At 70.9% G+C, this 15,598-nt stretch carries 14 protein-coding genes; 5 read left to right on the top strand and 9 right to left on the bottom strand.

The window, feature by feature from the left end; translation table 11 throughout:
- Positions 1 to 147: 147 nt before the first annotated feature.
- A complete protein-coding gene (locus ACFVV1_RS08480) occupies positions 148 to 342 on the bottom strand; it encodes a DUF3046 domain-containing protein (RefSeq protein WP_389986459.1) in 195 nt (64 codons plus the stop codon).
- A gap of 79 nt (positions 343 to 421) precedes the next feature.
- Here ACFVV1_RS08480 and ACFVV1_RS08475 point away from each other — a divergent pair, with 79 nt between their 5' ends.
- Positions 422 to 1,336, top strand: a complete 915-nt coding sequence (locus ACFVV1_RS08475; RefSeq protein ID WP_389986456.1) for a hypothetical protein — start codon at positions 422 to 424, stop codon at positions 1,334 to 1,336.
- A gap of 264 nt (positions 1,337 to 1,600) precedes the next feature.
- Positions 1,601 to 1,840, top strand: a complete 240-nt coding sequence (locus ACFVV1_RS08470) for a hypothetical protein (protein ID WP_389986453.1) — start codon at positions 1,601 to 1,603, stop codon at positions 1,838 to 1,840.
- Positions 1,841 to 1,941: 101 nt separating this feature from the next.
- Here ACFVV1_RS08470 and ACFVV1_RS08465 read toward each other — a convergent pair whose 3' ends face one another.
- From ACFVV1_RS08465 to ACFVV1_RS08455, 3 genes are all read right to left on the bottom strand, one after another.
- On the bottom strand, positions 1,942 to 2,247 hold the full coding sequence (locus tag ACFVV1_RS08465; RefSeq protein WP_266749078.1) for an AzlD domain-containing protein: 306 nt from the start codon (positions 2,245 to 2,247) through the stop codon (positions 1,942 to 1,944).
- On the bottom strand, positions 2,244 to 3,026 hold the full coding sequence (locus ACFVV1_RS08460; RefSeq protein WP_389987302.1) for an AzlC family ABC transporter permease: 783 nt from the start codon (positions 3,024 to 3,026) through the stop codon (positions 2,244 to 2,246). The genes ACFVV1_RS08465 and ACFVV1_RS08460 overlap by 4 nt, the downstream gene beginning before the upstream one ends.
- A gap of 112 nt (positions 3,027 to 3,138) precedes the next feature.
- Positions 3,139 to 4,008, bottom strand: coding sequence for an AraC family transcriptional regulator (locus ACFVV1_RS08455; protein WP_389986450.1), 870 nt, complete (start codon positions 4,006 to 4,008; stop codon positions 3,139 to 3,141).
- A gap of 81 nt (positions 4,009 to 4,089) precedes the next feature.
- Between ACFVV1_RS08455 and ACFVV1_RS08450 the strand changes: the two genes are divergently transcribed.
- The 3 genes from ACFVV1_RS08450 to ACFVV1_RS08440 all read left to right on the top strand — a co-directional run bounded on the left by ACFVV1_RS08450 (position 4,090) and on the right by ACFVV1_RS08440 (position 10,464).
- Complete coding sequence (locus tag ACFVV1_RS08450; RefSeq protein ID WP_389986447.1) at positions 4,090 to 8,769, top strand: DEAD/DEAH box helicase; 4,680 nt, start codon at positions 4,090 to 4,092, stop codon at positions 8,767 to 8,769.
- A gap of 93 nt (positions 8,770 to 8,862) precedes the next feature.
- Positions 8,863 to 9,663: a DNA-formamidopyrimidine glycosylase family protein gene (locus ACFVV1_RS08445; protein ID WP_389986444.1), complete on the top strand. Its 801-nt coding sequence runs from the start codon at positions 8,863 to 8,865 to the stop codon at positions 9,661 to 9,663.
- A 36-nt stretch (positions 9,664 to 9,699) separates the two neighbouring features.
- On the top strand, positions 9,700 to 10,464 hold the full coding sequence (locus ACFVV1_RS08440) for an SDR family NAD(P)-dependent oxidoreductase (RefSeq protein ID WP_389986441.1): 765 nt from the start codon (positions 9,700 to 9,702) through the stop codon (positions 10,462 to 10,464).
- A gap of 860 nt (positions 10,465 to 11,324) precedes the next feature.
- On the opposite strand, the gene ACFVV1_RS08435 is transcribed toward ACFVV1_RS08440, so the two are convergent.
- The 5 genes from ACFVV1_RS08435 to ACFVV1_RS08415 form a co-directional block, all read right to left on the bottom strand.
- Positions 11,325 to 11,708 (bottom strand): helix-turn-helix domain-containing protein, encoded by a 384-nt coding sequence (locus ACFVV1_RS08435; protein ID WP_018105285.1) that lies wholly within the window; start codon positions 11,706 to 11,708, stop codon positions 11,325 to 11,327.
- Between the two features lie 109 nt (positions 11,709 to 11,817).
- Entirely contained in the window at positions 11,818 to 12,327 is a 510-nt protein-coding gene (locus tag ACFVV1_RS08430; RefSeq protein ID WP_389986437.1) for a CinA family protein, read from the bottom strand.
- Positions 12,324 to 13,109 (bottom strand): CDP-diacylglycerol--glycerol-3-phosphate 3-phosphatidyltransferase, encoded by a 786-nt coding sequence (pgsA, locus tag ACFVV1_RS08425; RefSeq protein WP_389986434.1) that lies wholly within the window; start codon positions 13,107 to 13,109, stop codon positions 12,324 to 12,326. The genes ACFVV1_RS08430 and pgsA overlap by 4 nt, the downstream gene beginning before the upstream one ends.
- Complete coding sequence (gene rimO / locus ACFVV1_RS08420) at positions 13,106 to 14,590, bottom strand: 30S ribosomal protein S12 methylthiotransferase RimO (RefSeq protein WP_383758914.1); 1,485 nt, start codon at positions 14,588 to 14,590, stop codon at positions 13,106 to 13,108. The genes pgsA and rimO overlap by 4 nt, the downstream gene beginning before the upstream one ends.
- Positions 14,591 to 14,742: 152 nt before the next feature.
- The gene (locus ACFVV1_RS08415) at positions 14,743 to 15,543 is read right to left on the bottom strand and encodes a helix-turn-helix domain-containing protein (RefSeq protein WP_389986431.1); all 801 of its coding nucleotides are present in this window, start codon (positions 15,541 to 15,543) and stop codon (positions 14,743 to 14,745) included.
- Between the last annotated feature and the right edge of the window lie 55 nt (positions 15,544 to 15,598).

Raw genomic sequence — 15,598 nt, 5'->3', positions numbered from 1 at the left:
GGGGCGGCCGGGGTGGGCTGGGTGAGCGGCGTCTGGGTCTGGGCTGTCTCGTCTGTCGGTGACACCGCTCCAGTCTCGCCTACGGCTGTGACAAGCAGCCGCCCGCCCCGGACAACAGCACAGGTCCGGCCGCTGACGAGCCGGAGGTCAGCGCTTGTCTGCGGGGATGTCGACTGCCGTGCAGACTGCTCGCCAGACGTCCTTGGCGTCCCAGCCGGTGGCCAGCGCCTGGCGCACCGTCTGCCCGCCGAGCTCGGCCATCACGTGATCGCGCGCAAAGGAATCGGCGTACCCCGCGCCGAAGTGGTCCGCCATCCGTTCCCAGAAAATCGTCAACCGCATGACCTCAGTATCCCGCTCCTGAGAGTGCAGCCGGGCCGCTACGCCCTGCCGAGAGCACTTACCGCCCTACGGTCGGTCCATGGCTGGAACCGGAGCAAGTCCCCTCAACCGTGCCGAGCAGTTCATCTGGCTCACGGCCCGTGTCCTAGAACAGCGGCGGTTCGCGCATCACTTCCTGAAAGGAAGTGCGGACGCCGTGGAGACCGCACTCGCCGCCTATCTGAATGAGGACGGCGGATACGGGCACGCTCTAGAACCCGATCTGCGTGGCCCCGTCAGTCAGCCACTGCACACCGCCCACGCGCTCAATGTCCTCGACTCCATCGGCCGCTGCGACGGGCCGCGGGTGGAGCGGATCTGCCGCTTCCTGACCGCGGTGTCCACGAAGGAGGGGGCGCTGCCCGCTCTCCTGCCGTCACAGCGCGGCTATCCGGCCGCACCGTTCATCCCGATCGTCGACGACCCGCCGGCGGAGCTGTTGGCCACCGGCCCGGTCGTCGGGCTCCTGCACCGCAATGCGGTGTGGCATGCCTGGCTGTTCCGGGCGACCGACTTCTGCTGGGCGGCGGTCGACGCCCTGGACCGGTCGCATCCGTACGAGATCGAGGCGGCGCTCGCCTTCCTGGACGGCGCCCCCGACCGGGCCCGGGCGGAGGCGGCGGCCGACCGGCTCGGGCGGCTGGTGCGGGAGCAGCGGCTCGCCGTACTGGATCCGGAGCGGTACGCGGAGTACCCGGTGGCTGCCGGATACGCACCGGGCGAGCAGCACTTCCCGTACGACTACGCCCGCACACCCGATTCGCTCGCCCGCAGCTGGTTCACCGACGAGGAGCTGGCCCGCTCGCTCGATCATCTCGCGGCCGAGCAGCAGGCGGACGGCGGTTGGCCGGTGAACTGGCGGCAGTGGGCGCCGGGGACGGCTCTGGAAGGACGGCCCATCGTGACGCTCAAGGCGCTCCTGACACTGCGGGCCCATGGACGCAGCCTGGACTGAGAACGTGCGCCTACCGTGCCGGCGTCCGTGGCGGTGTCGGTACGGAACTGCGCCGAGGCTGCCCGTAGGACTCGGCGGCGGTCTCCTGATGTGTGTGGCCGCTCTGGCGATCACGGTGTTCGCCGAGGTGGAATCGGTCGGCGTGAAGATCGCGCTGATGGTCGGGCTAATGGCGTTGACGAATGTGATCCTCACCGTCTCTCAGATGGCCGCACCGTCTCTCAGACGGCCGCCGCCCGGATCGCACCGGCCGGTCAACGCGGGGTGGCGCTGGGTGCGCCGACTTTCTTCTACGCCCTCGCCGGGATCCTGTCTCCGCTGGTCACGGGCCGGATGGTGGATGCGGCGGTCTCCGTGCCCACGGGCTACCGCTCGGCGTATCCGCTGATGGCGGGGCTGGTGGCGGTGGCCGGTGTGCTCGCCGTCTGCTTCCTGCGACCGGAGAAGGACGCGGCACGGCTGGACGTGGCCGAGGCCGCGCCGATGGGCCTCGCGGTGCACTGAGCCGGTCGACGGGTGCTTGTTTGCGTGTCGCGTGTGTAAGGGGCTCGGCTCTATAGGACCGAGCCCCTTACCAACGTGCCTCGGACGTACCTCAGCAGTGTCTAACCGAGGGCGCGTACCCCTGCTGTGACGACCACGGCGGCCCCTACGACCACGAGGAAGGGCGCGCGCAGGACCAGTGCGAGCGCCGCCGCTGCCAGCCCCGCACCCCTGGCGTCCAGCGCCAGGTGCTGCCCGTCGCCGAACGTCTGCTGGGCGGTGAGAGCGGCCAGCAGCGCCACGGGCAGGAGCGCGGCGAGACGCTGCGCAAGCGGGCGTTCCAGCACACCGGCCGGCACCAGCAGGCCGAGCAGTTTGGCCAGGTAACAGCCGATGGCGGTCAGCCCGATGGCGATCCAGATGTTCATCGGCTCTCCTCCGTCGCAGCGTCGCACCGGTCCGTCGCAGCGTCGCACCGGCTCGTTTCCGCGTCCCGGTGCGTTCCCTTCCGGCGTCCGCTCAGAAACAGAACAGCGGGTGCGGCGAGCGCGGACAGCAGGACGGGGACGCCTGCGGGCAGTACGGGCAGCAGTCCGAGCGCGAGCAGAACCGCGATTCCGGCGGTGATGCGCTCCGTGGTGCTCTTCAGCATCGGCGCGAGCAGGGCGAGGAAGACCGCGGGCGACGCCGCGTCCAGTCCCCAGGCGTCGGTGTCGCCGAGCGCCTTGGCGCCGAGGGCCCCCACCAGCGTAGTCAGGTTCCACAGCACGTAGAGGGTAAGCCCGGTAACGGCGAAACCGATCCGCGCGGCCCGCCGGGTGGGCTGCGGCAGTGTCACGGCGGTGGTCTCGTCGATGACCCACTGGGCGGCGAAGGGACGGAGCGCGCGCGGAAGCGCCAGGAGCTGCGAGAGCCGCAGGCCGTAGAACGAGTTGCGTACGCCGAGGAAGAAGGCCCCGGCAGCCGCGGTGTACGGATTGCCGCCCGCCGCGAGAGCGCCCACGAGGGCGAACTGCGAGGCGCCGGTGAAGACGGCGAGGCTGAGCACGCAGGTCTGCAACAGGCTCAGTCCGGAGCCGGCCGAGGTCACGCCGAAGGCGAAGCCGGAGAGCCCGACGGCTATACCGACTCCGAGCGCGTCGCGCACGACGGCCGTGTCCGACTTCGCCGCGGCCTCGTCCGATGTCGCCCCGGCAGCCTCCGACATCGTCTCTGCCGCGTCCTGCCGCACTACGGGGACGGTCGTGCTGCCGTGGGGTGCGCCGGCCGCTTCGCCGGCGCCCTCTGGGAGTGTTGTCTGTTCTGCCACGACCGGAACGCTACGTGGGCAGATCCCGACCGGTCTTGTACGTTCTTGCACGTTCGCGCTGGTACGCGCCCGGCGGCACCCCCACGATCCGGGTGAAGTGACGATTGAGATGCGGCTGATCGGTGAAGCCGACCTCGGCGGCCGCCTCCGCAGGCGCCGTCCCCGCGTCGAGCATCCGACGCGCGGCCCGCACCCGGGCATCGGTGAGCCAGGCGTGCGGCGGCATCCCGTACTGCTTCTTGAAGGCCCTCAGCAGCGCGAACGGGTTGGTGCCGAGTTCCGCGGCCAACGCGTCCAGTGTGGGCGGCTGCGCCAGGCGGCCCTCCAGTACCGCGCGGGCCCGCGCCGCATCCCGTGCACCCGCCGAGCGGGGCTCGCGGAGGGCCAGCACACTGCCGTGCCGGCTGAGCAGCCGCACGACCATGACCCGCAGGACGGTGTCGGCGGCGAGTGCGTTGCCCTCCTCGGCGGCCCGGTGGACCTCGCCGATCAGCCGGGCCGCGTACGGGTCGACGACGCTGGTCTCGGTGAAGCCGACCGTGCCACGCAGACTCGTCGTATCCGCCGCGATGTCGTTGATCACCCGCGCTGACGGGTACAGCGTGGCGTACACCCAGCCCTCGGGAACCCCCGCGCGGGCGGTGTGCGGCACCTCCGGATTGATCATGACGACGTCGCCGGGGCCCGCGTGGACGGTGCCTCCCGGCAGCCCGACGTCCTCCACCCCGCGGGTGATGGTGCCGAAGACATAGCCCTCGTGGCTGTGGCGCGGAAAGGTGTGGCGCACGTACCGGGCACGCAGCAGATCGAGGTCGGGCAGCTCCGCGTACTGCCAGTGCCTCGCCCACTCCCCCGATCCCGACTCGGGTATGGCCACCATGGGCAGATTCTCGCAGCTCCGGAACGTGGTCGCCGGTGGTCGTCACGGCCGTTGTCAGTGGCGGGGTGCACGATGGGGGACATGGCCGGCTCTGCGCTCGACTCGTTCTCCCCTGCGACCCGCAGCTGGTTCGCGGGTGCCTTCAGCGCGCCCACGGCCGCGCAGGAAGGCGCCTGGCGCGCCATCGGCGAAGGTTCGGACGTGCTGGTCGTCGCGCCGACCGGCTCCGGCAAGACCCTGGCCGCGTTCCTCGCCGCGCTGGACGGGCTGGCGTCCGTCCCGCCGCCGGCCGAGGCGAAGAAGCGCTGCCGCGTGCTCTACGTCTCCCCTCTCAAGGCCCTCGCGGTCGACGTCGAGCGCAACCTCCGCTCACCACTGACCGGCATCCGCCAGGAGTCGGTGCGTCTGGGACTGCCCGAGCCCGAGGTCCGGGTGGGAATCCGCTCCGGCGACACCCCGCCCGCCGAACGCCGCTCGATGGCGACCCGGCCGCCTGACATCCTGATCACCACGCCCGAATCACTGTTCCTGATGCTGACCTCATCGGCCAGGGAGGCACTGTCCGGCATCGAGACGGTGATTCTCGACGAAGTGCATGCCGTGGCGGGTACGAAGCGGGGCGCCCACCTCGCCGTATCGCTGGAGCGTCTCGACGAGCTGCTGCCCCGGCCCGCACGACGGATCGGCCTGTCGGCGACGGTCCGGCCGGTCGACGAGGTGGCGCGCTTCCTCTCCCCGCAGCGGAAGGTGGAGATCGTCCAGCCGCCGTCCACCAAGCAGTTCGACCTGTCGGTGGTCGTGCCGGTCGAGGATCTGGGCGAACTCGGCGGCTCCCCCGCCACCGACCCCGACCAGGCAGGCCAGGCGGACAAGCCGTCGATCTGGCCCCATGTCGAGGAACGCATCGTCGATCTCATCCAGGAGCACCGCTCCACCATCGTCTTCGCGAACTCCCGCCGCCTCGCGGAGCGGCTGTGCAACCGGCTCAACGAGATCGCGTACGAGCGGGCCACCGGCACCATGCTCGACGAGCACACCTTCGACCCGTCGCTGCCGGAGGCACACTCCCCGGCCGAGATCATGGCCCAGTCGGGCGCGGCGAAGAGCGCCCCCGCGCTGCTCGCCCGCGCCCACCACGGTTCGGTCTCCAAGGAGCAGCGCGCCCAGGTCGAGGAGGATCTCAAGGCGGGGCGGCTGCCTGCTGTGGTCGCCACCTCCAGTCTGGAGCTGGGCATCGACATGGGAGCGGTCGACCTGGTGGTCCAGGTCGAGTCGCCGCCGTCGGTCGCCTCCGGACTGCAACGGGTCGGCCGGGCCGGGCACCAGGTCGGTGCGGTCTCCACCGGAGTGGTGTTTCCGAAGTACCGGGGCGATCTGGTGCAGGCGGCCGTGGTCACCGAGCGGATGTGCGAGGGCTCCATCGAGGCGCTCCGGATCCCGTCCAACCCTCTCGATGTGCTGGCCCAGCAGCTCGTCGCCATGGTCGCCCTGGACAGCTGGCAGGTGGACGATCTGCTGGCCGTGACCCGCCGCGCGGCCCCCTTCGCCGCCCTGCCCGAATCGGCGTTCACCGCCGTGCTGGACATGCTCGCCGGCCGTTATCCGTCCGACGCCTTCGCCGAGCTGCGCCCGCGTGTGGTCTGGGACCGCGTGGCCGGTACGGTCACGGGCCGCCCCGGCGCCCAGCGGCTCGCCGTCACCTCCGGGGGCACCATCCCCGACCGCGGGCTCTTCGGGGTCTTCCTCGCCGGCGCCGACCCCAAGAAGGGCGGCGGTCGCGTCGGTGAGCTGGACGAGGAGATGGTGTACGAGTCCCGGGTCGGTGACGTCTTCACGCTGGGCACCACGTCCTGGCGGATCGAGGACATCACCCGCGACCGTGTCCTGGTGTCGCCCGCGCCCGGGGTTCCCGGCCGGCTGCCGTTCTGGAAGGGCGACCAACTGGGCCGTCCACTGGAGCTGGGGCGTGCGCTGGGTGCGTTTCTCCGCGAGATCGGCGGGTTGTCACCGGAAGACGCACGACAGCGTCTGCTCGCCGCGGGGCTCGACGCCTGGGCCGCCGACAACACCCTGTCGTACATCGACGAACAGCGCCGCGCCTGCGGTCACGTGCCGGACGACCGGACCATCCTCGTCGAGCGTTTCCGTGACGAGCTGGGCGACTGGCGCGTCGTCGTCCACTCCCCGTTCGGCGCGCAGGTGCACGCCCCCTGGGCGCTCGCGCTGAACGCCCGCCTCGCCGAGCGGTACGGCATGGACGCCCAGGTGATGCATGCCGACGACGGCATAGTGCTGCGGCTGCCCGATGCCGATCTGATGGGCCTGGACCTCCTGGACTTCGATCCGACGCAGGACCCCGCCCAGGATCCGACACCGCTGCCGGCCCCCTCGTACGACAGCGAGCAACCACCCGTCGGCGCTGCGGATGTGACGTTCGACCAGGGCGAGATCAGTCAGATCGTCACCGACCAGGTGGGCGGTTCGGCCCTGTTCGCCTCCCGGTTCCGCGAGTGCGCGGCGCGCGCCCTGCTGCTGCCCCGGCGCAGCCCCGGAAAGCGCACCCCGCTCTGGCAGCAGCGCCAGCGCGCAGCGCAACTGCTTCAGGTCGCCTCCGAGTTCGGCTCGTTCCCGATCGTCCTGGAAGCGGTCCGCGAGTGCCTCCAGGATGTCTTCGACGTCCCTGGGCTGACGGAACTCATGGGCGACCTCGAAGCACGCCGCGTCCGGCTGGTCGAGGTGACCACGCCGGAACCCTCGCCCTTCGCCCGCTCCCTCCTGTTCGGCTATGTCGCCCAGTTCCTGTACGAGGGCGACTCGCCCCTCGCCGAGCGGCGGGCCGCCGCCCTCTCCCTCGACTCCCACCTGCTGGCCGAGCTCCTCGGCCAGGCAGAACTGCGCGAGCTGCTCGACGCCGACGTCCTGTCCGAGCTGGAACAGGAACTCCAGTGGCTGACCGAGGACCGCCGGATCAAGGACGTCGAAGGGGTCGCGGATCTTCTTCGGGTTCTCGGACCGCTCACCGACCGGGAGTTGGCCGCGCGCGGCGCCCGGCCACCATGGGCTCCGGAGCTCTCCGCCACCCGCCGCGCCATCCGGGTCCGGATCGGCGGAGCGGACCACTGGGCCGCGATCGAGGACGCGGGACGGCTGCGCGACGCGCTGGGCACCGCCCTCCCGGTCGGCGTCCCCGAGGCGTTCACCGAACCGGTGAAGGACCCCCTCGGCGACCTCCTCGCGCGATACGCCCGTACACACGGCCCGTTCACCTCCACCGAGGCCGCCGGCCGTTTCGGCCTCGGCACCGCGGTCACGGACGGGGCACTGCAACGTCTCGCCGCGACCGGCCGGCTCGTCCAGGGCGAGTTCCACCCCGCCGGCATCGGCCAGGAGTGGTGCGACGCCACCGTGCTGCGACGACTGCGCCGCCGTTCCCTCGCCGCGCTCCGCCATGAGCTGGAGCCGGTGCCGCCCGCCGCCCTCGCCGGTTTTCTTCCCCAGTGGCAGCACATGGGCAATAACAGCCTGCGCGGAATCGACGGACTGGCCCGCGCCATCGAGCAGTTGCAGGGTGCGCCCGTCCCGGCGTCGGCCCTGGAGAAACTGATCCTGCCTGGCCGGGTCACGGGCTACACCCCCGCGATGCTGGACGAGCTGACGACCACCGGCGAGGTCGTCTGGGCCGGCGCGGGTGCCCTGCCCGGCAAGGACGGCTGGCTGTCCCTCTACCTCGCCGACAGCGCACCCCTGCTCCTCCCGCCCCCGCACCCGCTCGAATTCAGCGCGTTGCACGAATCCGTCCTGAAAGCCCTGAGCGGCGGGTACGGACTGTTCTTCCGGCAGATCGCCGACCAGGTCCGCGCCACCACGCACCCCGACTGCACCGATCCGCAACTGGCCGATGCCGTCTGGGACCTGGCCTGGTCCGGCCGGCTCACCAATGACACGCTCGCCCCGCTGCGTTCGCTCCTCGGATCCGGGCGCACGGCGGGGTCGACCGCGCACCGCGCCAAGCGGAGCATTCCGCGCGGGCGTTACGGCTCGCTCGCCGCCGCCCGGCCCGCGTCCCGCACCGGCCCGCCCACTGTCTCGGGCCGCTGGTCCCTGCTGCCCGCCACCGAACCCGACCCCACGCACCGTGCGCACGCCCTGGCGCGCACGCTCCTCGACCGCCACGGGGTGGTGACCCGCGGTGCGGTCCAGGCCGAGGGCGTCGAGGGCGGCTTCTCCGCCACGTACCGCGTCCTCTCCGCCTTCGAGGACAACGGCCAGGCCCGGCGCGGCTATGTCGTCGAAGGCCTGGGAGCGGCCCAGTTCGCGATGGACGGCGCGGTCGACCGGCTGCGGGCCACGTCCACCGCCCGTGACCGTACGGAGCCGGGCGCCGCACCCCATGCCCTGATCCTCGCGGCTGCGGACCCGGCCAATGCCTACGGCGCGGCGCTGCCCTGGCCCGAGCCGCCGGACGGCGCCGGGCACAAGCCCGGCCGCAAGGCGGGCGCCCTGGTGGTGCTGGTCGACGGCGAACTGGCGATGTACATGGAGCGCGGCGGCAAGACGCTGCTGGCCTGGCACACCGACCCCGAAGACCCGGCACTCCTCGCGGCAGCCGGGGCCCTGGCGGCAGCCGCCCGCGCGGGAGCACTCGGTACGGTCACGGTGGAGCGCACCAACGGCACCTCGTCCCTGACCTCCCCGCTCGGCCGCACGCTGGAAGCGGCGGGCTTCCTGGCCACCCCGAGGGGACTCCGCCTACGCGCCTGAACCACCGGCGCGCCCTGCCCCCGTACGCCAAAGCGACCGCTCGCACCATGCCATACCACCCACACTCCCCACCCGACCCCGCATCATGGAGGCATGCCCGAAGGAGACACCGTCCTGCAGACCGCCAATCGTCTGCACAGCGCACTAGCGGGCCGGGTTCTCACCCGCTCCGACCTGCGCGTCCCCCGGTTCGCCACCGCCGACCTCACCGGCCGGGCAGTTCTGGACGTCATCTCGCGCGGCAAGCACCTCCTGACCCGTGTCGAGGGCGGTCTGACCCTCCACAGCCATCTGCAGATGGACGGCGCCTGGCGCGTCTACGCCCCGGGTGAGCGCTGGCGCGGCGGCCCCGCACACCAGATCCGCGCCGTCCTCGCCAACGCGGAACACACCGCCGTCGGCTACCGGCTCCCCGTCCTCGAACTCCTCCGCACCCGGGACGAGGAGCAGGCGGTCGGCCATCTCGGCCCCGATCTGCTGGGCCCCGACTGGAACGCCGACACCGCTCTGCACAATCTCCTCAGCGACCCCGCCCGCCCCCTCGGCGAAGCCCTCCTGGACCAGCGCAATCTGGCCGGAATCGGCAACATCTACAAGGCCGAGCTCTGCTTCCTCGCCCGGGCCACCCCCTGGCTCCCCGTCGGCGACCTGGCCTCCCCCACGGCCGCGCGTCTCGTCACCACGGCCAAGCAGCTCCTCGAAGCCAACCGCGACCGCCCGATGCGCACGACCACCAGCGCCGCGCCCCGCAGACACGGTCCGAGCGAACGGCTCTGGGTCTACGGCAGGACCAACCGCCCATGCCTACGCTGCGGCACGCCCATCCGCACAGCGGACCAGGACGCCCGCCCGGCCTACTGGTGTCCGCGCTGCCAATCGGGCCCCACAAGCTAGTTGACGGGCCGTCAGATCCAGTCGTACCGTCCGGTCATGTCCCTCACCGCGTACGACCTCACGGGCCGCTCCGCGTTCATCACCGGCGCTGCGGGCGGCATCGGCCGCGCGAGCGCCGTCCTGCTCGCGGCGGCGGGCGCGACCGTTCACTGTGCGGACCGCGACGAGAAGGGCCTGCTGGAGACCCGGGACCTGATCGCCGAAGCGGGTGGAACATCCCGCGTCCACATCCTCGATGTCACCGACCGCGGTCGGGTCAGGGCCGCGGTGGCCGCCGCGGGCGACCTCGACATCCTGGCCGCCATCGCCGGAATCATGCATACGAGCAGCGTCCTGGAGACTACGGACGACGATCTCGATCGCGTGCTCTCCGTCAATTTCAAGGGCGTTATGTACGCCTGTCAGGAAGTGGCCCGCACCATGATCGCGCGCGGCGCACCCGGCTCACTGATCACCATGGCCTCCGGAGCGGTCGACGCCGCGAGCCCGGGGCTGCTCTGCTACAGCACGGCCAAAGCGGCGGTCGTCCAGCTGACGAAGACCCTCGCGGCCGAGTTGGGACCGCGTTCCATCCGCGTCAACGCCATCGCCCCGGGCTGGATCCGTACGCCCATGACCGCCCGCCACGACGCGGACCGGCAACACCGGGCAGAGGCAACGATGGCGCGGATGTCCCCGCTCGGCCGGGTCGGCGAGCCCGAGGACGTCGCCCACACCGTGCTCCATCTCGCTTCCGATGCCTCGGCCTTCATGACCGGCCAGATCCTCCGCCCGAACGGCGGCGTAGCCATGCCCTGGTAGTACGCCGGACCCGGCCCACGTACGGCATCAGGACAGCGGACCACCGGCTCACGCACGGCATCCCAACAGCGAACCACCGCCCCAGCCACCGCACCCCGACACCGGACCACCAACCCGCACACCTCAACCCCGGAGCGGACCACCGTCCAGCACACCGCAACGCCAGAGCGGACCACCGTCCCGCATCCGCCCCGCTCGCCGCCTTCGGCCCAGCGGTCGCGGCGACATGCACGGGCAGGAGACTCAGCCCCCATCCGCCCGCCGCCACCGCGCCCTCGACAAGCCCCGCATGGGCCGGTTCCAGCACGAGCCGCAGCACGGCCCACCACCACACCCCGCCGAGAACAAGCGCCGGCACCCACCGCCGTACCATGGCTGCCTCCTCCGGCCGAACCTAGTCCGGCGTGCTCGCCCGGCGGGAGGGCGCACCGGTGCACCACCGGCGCGCAATGCGCAGCCGCAGACCGTTGTGCGCTCTCCACCCGGCAGATCCGGGCTTGCTCCGGATCACGGCTCCACCTGAGCCGGGGGCACTCAGGCACCCCGGTACAGGCCAGTGCGGCCCGCATTGGGCCGCTTCGAGAGACTTCAGGTGAGTCACGACAGACTGTTGTCAGACCACCTCGGACCGTGCGAGGCCGCCTCGTACCGGGTCGGACCACCCCGGAACCGTGTCGGTCCACCCGTGGTCCTCCTGACCTCCTGCTCCAGGCCTCTTATTCGCAGTCTCGCCCAGACACTCCCGGGCCGCATCCAGAACGGACCGCGCCCCTTCCCGAGCACGCCCCAGGGCGCGCAAAAACCCCAGCCACCCGCTGTGGGGCCGACCGGGGCTTCCGCTTCACACCGGACCACGTGGGTCAGGCGGCGACCACATCCACCGCTTCCGCGGGCGCCTTGATGGTCACCCGTCCCGTCGGCACACCTGCCACCGACGTCACGGAGACGGAGTTGAGCATGGGGCGTACCGGCACTGGCACCGGATCGCTGGCTGCTGCCGACTCGGCCAGTTCGGCCAGCGACAGCTCATCGCTCACTTCACGCATGAGCTCGGACATCCGTACGTCAAGCGCGTCGCAAATAGCGGAGAGCAGTTCGGAAGATGCCTCCTTCTGCCCCCGCTCCACCTCGGAGAGATAGCCGAGCGAGACTCGGGCGGACGAGGAGACTTCGCGCAGAGTACGGCCTTGGCGCTGGCGCTGCCGACGCAGCACGTCACCAAGCAGGCGACGGAGCAGAATCATCGGTGGCTCCCTCCTCGGACCGCGTAGCCGCATCCTTCACGCCCCACCGTACCGCCTTGCGCCGCGGCCGTGCGGGGAGCGATGTCGTGTTCACTCAGGGCTGCAAACATCAATTCCCCCCGTTCTGTTCCGTATCCTGTGCCCTTGCATTCTTGCCGAGTTCGGCAAAGAGCAGTGCGAGCACGCTCCGTACGCTCTCACTACGGATGTCCGCGCGCCCGCCGTTCAACCGCAACGCGGTCACATTCACCGCGCCGTCCGGCCCGGCCACCGCAACATAGACCGTGCCCACGGGCTTGCCGTCCTGCGGCTCGGGGCCGGCGACCCCTGTGGTGGCCATTCCCCAGTCTGCCCCGAGAACGCGGCGCACACCTGTCGCCATCTGCCGCGCCACGTCGGGATCGACCGCACCGCGCGCCGCCAGCAGGGCGCCGTCCACACCCAGCAATTCGCGCTTCAAGGGCGTTGCGTACGCCGTCACGGACCCGCGGAAGGAGTGCGAAGCACCTGGTACGGACGTCAGCTCCGCCGCGACCAGACCGCCGGTCAGCGACTCGGCAACGGCAAGAGTCTCACCGCGCTCCACGAGCAGCTCCAGCACCCGGGCCGCGGCAGTCACCGCTCGGCCTCCGTCGGGCCATGAGCGCCCGAGGCCCCGGAGACCGGCCGCGCGCCCTCGACAGCCCCGGACGCTTCAGCCCCGTCAGCCCCGTCAGCCCCTGCAGGCGTCCCAGACGCCTCCGCCTCCGCAGCGGCCCTCTCCGCCGCAAGCCCCTTGCGCCGCAGTACGACAGCCTGGCGCACATAGTCGAGCCCGGTGACGACCGTCAGCACGACAGCCACCGCCATCACCCAGAAGCGCAGGGTGGCAAGTGGACCGGTCAGCGCCAGGACGTACATCCCGACGGCCGTACCCTGCGCCAGAGTCTTCATCTTCCCGCCGCGACTGGCCGGAATCACCGCATGCCGTATCACCCAGAACCGCATCAGCGTGATGCCGATCTCGCGGAAGAGGATCACGCCCGTGACCCACCAGGGCAGATCGCCGAGATACGACAGGCAGACCAGCGCCGCACCCATGATCGCCTTGTCCGCGATCGGGTCGGCGATCTTCCCGAAGTCGGTGACCAGGTTGTATGTGCGTGCGAGATGACCGTCGAACAGATCGGTGATCATGGCGATGGCGAACGCCGCCCAGGCGAATGACCGCCAGGCCGGGTCGTAGCCGCCGTTGTGCAGCAGCAACAGCACGAAACCGGGCACCAGCACCAGTCGCAGCATGGTGAGCAGATTGGCGATGTTCCACAGACTGGCCTGGTTGACGGCCGCAGTGCCCAGCTTGCCGCCGCGGACCGGCTTCGCACCGGAGCCGCCTGCCGCGGATGCCGGGACTCCCGTCATCTGGCCGCCTCCACGAGTTCGGAACACTCGGCCACCAGGTCCACTCCTTCGGTGCCCACCACCTTTGCCTCGACCATACGGCCGGGCACGAGGCCCTCGCGTGCGGTGAAGAGCACCTGGCCGTCCGTTTCGGGTGCCTGGTGCGCCGCGCGCCCCACCGCCCGCGGCTCGTCCTCGGTGGAGTCGACGGACTCGACCAGCACCTGAAGGGTCTCCCCGAGGCGCTCCTCCGCACGCTGCGAGGTCAGCTCCTCGGCCAGCTGGGAGATGTGCGCGAGCCGCTCCGCGATGACGTCGGCATCCAGCTTGTTCTCGTAGCCGACCGCCTCGGTGCCCTCCTCGTCGGAGTAGCCGAAGACGCCGATGGCGTCGAGCCGGGCACCGGTGAGGAAGCGTTCCAGCTCGGCCAGGTCGGCCTCGGTCTCGCCGGGGAAGCCCACGATGAAGTTGGAGCGGGCACCGGCCTGCGGCGCCTTGCCACGGATGGTGTCCAGCAGCTCCAGGAAGCGGTCGGTGTCTCCGAAGCGGCGCATTGCCCGCAGCACGCCGGGGGCCGAGTGCTGGAAGGACAGGTCGAAGTACGGCGCGACCTTCGGGGTCGAGGTCAGTACGTCGATGAGGCCCGGCCGCATCTCCGCGGGCTGCAGATAGCTGACCCGGATCCGCTCGATCCCCTCGACGTCGGCGAGCTCCGGCAGCAGCGTCTCCAGCAGCCTGATGTCGCCGAGGTCCTTGCCGTACGAGGTGTTGTTCTCGGAGACCAGCATGACTTCCTTCACGCCCTGCTCGGCCAGCCAGCGGGTCTCCCCCAGCACGTCCGAGGGGCGCCGCGAGATGAAGGAGCCGCGGAAGGACGGGATGGCGCAGAAGGAGCAGCGGCGGTCGCAGCCGGAGGCGAGCTTCACCGAGGCGACGGGGCTGGTGCCCAGCCGCCGACGCAGGGGCGCCCGCGGCCCGGAGACCGGAGCGACTCCCTCGGGGAGGTCCTCGGGCGCGGGGGCGGGCGCGGCCTCCTGTGCGTGTCCCGGCAGCGCCACGGCGGCGTCCTGCCGCTCGGCCGGGCTGATCGGCAGAAGCTTTCGGCGGTCGCGCGGGGTGTGCGAGGCGTGGATGCCGCCGTTGAGGATGGTCTGGAGGCGGTCGGAGATGTCGGCGTAATCGTCGAATCCGAGGACACCGTCCGCCTCGGGCAGGGCCTCGGCGAGGTCCTTGCCGTAGCGCTCGGCCATGCAGCCGACGGCGACCACGGCCTGTGTTCTGCCGTGGTCCTTCAGATCATTGGCTTCGAGCAGGGCGTCGACGGAGTCCTTCTTGGCGGCCTCGACGAATCCACAGGTATTGACGACGGCGACATCCGCGTCGGAGGCATCCTCGACGAGCTCCCAGCCGTCCGCTGCCAAGCGGCCTGCCAGCTCCTCCGAGTCCACCTCGTTACGGGCGCAGCCAAGAGTGACAAGGGCGACGGTACGGCGTTCGGGCATGGGCTCAAGACTACTTTGTCCCGGCACCCGCCCTGGCGTGCAGGGTTCCCCCGTTACACCGAGTAACAAAGGCAGCGAGCGCCCGGCAGGATTGCCGGGCGCTCGCTGTGTTGCTGATACCGCTGCCGGTACCGCTCGGGAACGTATACGGGTCAGCCGACCGCCGGGTCGCCCTTCGTGTACGAGAGCCGCTCGACCTGACCGGGCTGGAACTTCTCCTCGACCTTCTTGCCGTTCACGAAGAGCTCGATGGCCCCGGCGTTACCGAGGACGAGGTCGACCCGCTCCTGGTCCTGGAAGGTCTTGGACTGGCCCTGGAGCAGCAGGCCGTCGAACAGCAGCCGCCCGTTGTGGTCCTTGGCGGAGATCCAGCTCTTGCCCTGACTGGCGCTGAGCTTCACCGTCACCTTGTCCCTGGGTGCCGCGGCGATGGCACCGTCGGAAGGCACCGGCTTGGGATCGACGGGCTTGCTGGTCTTCTGCTCGGGGCTCTTCGTGTTGGGCGTCGAGCCCTCCGCGACCTGCGTGGTCGAGGGGCCGTCGTCGCCGCCCTTGAAGAAGGTGAAGCCGACGAAACCGACGACGGCGACGATCGCCGCGACCATGGCCGCCGTCCAGTTGGGCCGACGGGGTTCGGAACGAATTCTCTCGGCCTCGAACAGCGGCGCCGCGGGCGTGGGTGCGGGACGGCCGCCGTGCTCGGCGTCGTACTGCGAAACCAGCGGTTCCGGATCGATCCCGACGGCACGCGCCAAGGTACGGATATGGCCGCGCGCATACACGTCGCCGCCACAGCGGGAGAAGTCGTCCTCTTCGATCGCGTGCACGATGGGGATGCGCACCCGGGTGGACGAACTGATCTCTTCGACCGTGAGACCTGCGGCGATACGAGTCTGCTGAAGCACTCGACCGATCGAAGGCCGGTCGTCTTCGGGGGAGTTGCCGATGGACACGGGGGCGCCTTTCGAGCGTGAGCCACCTGCTGGGTGTTCAGTCTAGGGGGGGTAC

Origin of the sequence: Streptomyces sp. NPDC058092, assembly GCF_042884935.1 — a bacterium.
In the GTDB taxonomy this organism is placed as follows: domain Bacteria; phylum Actinomycetota; class Actinomycetes; order Streptomycetales; family Streptomycetaceae; genus Streptomyces.
The sequence above is the reverse complement of the archived record's forward strand: the minus strand, read 5'-3'. Positions and strand labels throughout refer to the sequence as shown.

Coding starts and splice junctions, on each gene's coding strand:
- ACFVV1_RS08480 (WP_389986459.1), bottom strand. CDS start 342: ATGCGGTTGACGATTTTCTGGGAACGGATGGCGGACCACTTCGGCGCG.
- ACFVV1_RS08475 (WP_389986456.1), top strand. CDS start 422: ATGGCTGGAACCGGAGCAAGTCCCCTCAACCGTGCCGAGCAGTTCATC.
- ACFVV1_RS08465 (WP_266749078.1), bottom strand. CDS start 2,247: ATGAACATCTGGATCGCCATCGGGCTGACCGCCATCGGCTGTTACCTG.
- ACFVV1_RS08460 (WP_389987302.1), bottom strand. CDS start 3,026: ATGTCGGAGGCTGCCGGGGCGACATCGGACGAGGCCGCGGCGAAGTCG.
- ACFVV1_RS08455 (WP_389986450.1), bottom strand. CDS start 4,008: ATGGTGGCCATACCCGAGTCGGGATCGGGGGAGTGGGCGAGGCACTGG.
- ACFVV1_RS08450 (WP_389986447.1), top strand. CDS start 4,090: ATGGCCGGCTCTGCGCTCGACTCGTTCTCCCCTGCGACCCGCAGCTGG.
- ACFVV1_RS08445 (WP_389986444.1), top strand. CDS start 8,863: ATGCCCGAAGGAGACACCGTCCTGCAGACCGCCAATCGTCTGCACAGC.
- ACFVV1_RS08440 (WP_389986441.1), top strand. CDS start 9,700: ATGTCCCTCACCGCGTACGACCTCACGGGCCGCTCCGCGTTCATCACC.
- ACFVV1_RS08435 (WP_018105285.1), bottom strand. CDS start 11,708: ATGATTCTGCTCCGTCGCCTGCTTGGTGACGTGCTGCGTCGGCAGCGC.
- pgsA (WP_389986434.1), bottom strand. CDS start 13,109: ATGACGGGAGTCCCGGCATCCGCGGCAGGCGGCTCCGGTGCGAAGCCG.
- rimO (WP_383758914.1), bottom strand. CDS start 14,590: ATGCCCGAACGCCGTACCGTCGCCCTTGTCACTCTTGGCTGCGCCCGT.